Origin of the sequence: Caballeronia sp. INML2 (genome assembly GCF_023631365.1) — a bacterium.
GTDB lineage: Bacteria > Pseudomonadota > Gammaproteobacteria > Burkholderiales > Burkholderiaceae > Caballeronia > Caballeronia turbans.
The window spans coordinates 1-1,940 of sequence record NZ_JALQDH010000168.1; the positions used below are offsets into that span (position 1 = coordinate 1).

A 1,940-nucleotide genomic window follows, 5' to 3' on the forward strand; every position below is an offset into this window, starting at 1 on the left:
CCTGTTTCGGGGCTCGAACGGGGATCAAGAATCCTTGTTTTTACCTCCTTTCGCAAGTGCTGATTTGTTGCTCTCGGGCATCGGACGAGGGACGCGATAGCTTTCACCGTCGAGCACGACGCGGTATGCCGCATGTCGCAGGCGATCGAGCGTTGCGGCGCCGAGCATTTTGTTGGTCGCGAACGCGTCGCCCCATTCCGTAAAATCCAAATTACTCGTTAAGACAGTCGATGTACGCTCGTACCTCTCGGCAATGAGATCGTGGAAGTCTTCGTCTTCGGGCGTGCGCATGGGTTTCAGTCCAAAGTCGTCAATGATGAGCAACGGCACCTTGGCAAGCGCCTGGAATCGCCGTTCGTAGGAGCCCACGGCTTGCGCGTTGCGTAGCGTGCTGAGAAGCCGGGTCTGGGTCATGAACAGGACATCGTGACCTTGCCGGGCGGCCGCATGGCCCAGTGCCTGCGCCAGATGGCTTTTGCCCGTTCCGCACGGACCGGCGATCAGCACGCTGACCCTCTCATCGATGAACCGGCAGGTCGCGAGATCATGGACGACGGCGCGATTGAGGTTGGGTAGCCGGTCGAAGTCGAAACCCTCGAGTGTCTTCTGTCCACGGAAGTTGGCGCGGCGCATGCGGGCGTCGAGCTTTCGATGATCGCGCCGTGCGATCTCGTCCTGGATGAGCAACGTCAGGAAGTCTGTATAGGCAAGCTTGCGGTCGATGGCTTCACGGTTGCGTGCTTCGAGCGTGTCGAGGATGCCGGATAGTCGCAATTGCTTAAGAGAAGACGTGAGTTCGGGAATTGGATTCATGTTCAATGGATCAGGAGAGTCTGGGTATCGCGGCAGAAGCGGCCGCCGTGGGTGTAGGTGGTCGCGCCCGATTCAACAGGTTCGTTCGACAGCCAGGTCTGATCGAGGCCTTTCTGCAAGATCAGCTTGACGGCTTTGTAGCTTGGATTGCCGAAGTGATTCGCGCGACGGCAGGCCGCCTCCAGGCGAGATGCGCCGAACTGCTGGGCGAAGCGCAGCACGCCCTGTACGGCGCGCAGCTTGATGAGAACCCGATCGCCAAAGAGCGCGTGAACAAGCGCGTAGCAGGACGGCCCGATGCGTTGCGCTTCTCTCAGGCACCATTGGGTGTCGTGCATTTGCCAGGCCTGTGCTGCTGGCGGCATGTGATCGGCCACAGTGATACGCGTTCCTGGCGCAGTTTGGCGGACATGCGATGCCGACAGTTCGTGCTCGTAGTAGAGCTGCACCATGGTGGCGGTCGCCTTGAGCCATAGATCTTTACCGGCAAGCCGGAACGGCACGGAATAATAGGCGCGCTCAAATTGCACATGGGCGTCGCGATGGACCTTCACGCGCGCCCAGGTTGCCAGCTCCGGTGGCACATCGGGAAGCGGCTGCAACAGCGCCTGTTCGACACCTTCGAAACGCTTGAGCGGCACCTCGCGCGTCGTGCCATGGGTCCGGGTGCTGGCCTCTTGCATCACCCAGGCTTGCGCTTGCCGGTTGGCGTCGTCAAGATCACGGAATTCGCGAAGAGGAAGGAAGCTCGACTTCACGTATTTGACGCCCGATTCGACAATTCCTTTTTTAGCCGGGTCCCTCGGCGGACATGGATCGACCTTGAACAAGTACCCTTCGGCGCATTGCGCGTAAGCGCGCTGGACTTCGGGTTCGTAGATACAGGCCTTGACGATGGCACACTTGGGGTTATCTATGATGACGCGTCCCACTACGCCATTGAACCATTCGAAGGCATGACGGTGACATAGCAACCATGTGTCGACGCTCTGGTCGCGGACAAACTCAACGTATTGATGCCGCGACCAGCACAGCGTCATCACAAAGAACCACGTTTTGTGGATCTCGCCGGTGTGCGCATCGGTGATGGTCGGACCTGCGCCGAAATCAACCTGCGCGGCTTCTGC

Annotated in this window: 2 protein-coding genes; both read right to left on the bottom strand. The window is 59.4% G+C overall.

Features of this window, described 5'->3' with window-relative positions:
- Window positions 1-24 precede the first annotated feature (24 nt).
- Window positions 25-813, bottom strand: a complete 789-nt coding sequence (istB, locus tag NCT32_RS36740; RefSeq protein ID WP_250491535.1) for an IS21-like element helper ATPase IstB — start codon at window positions 811-813, stop codon at window positions 25-27.
- A gap of 2 nt (window positions 814-815) precedes the next feature.
- The coding region (istA, locus tag NCT32_RS36745; protein WP_250491536.1) for an IS21 family transposase at window positions 816-1,940 on the bottom strand (1,125 nt) is incomplete at its 5' end.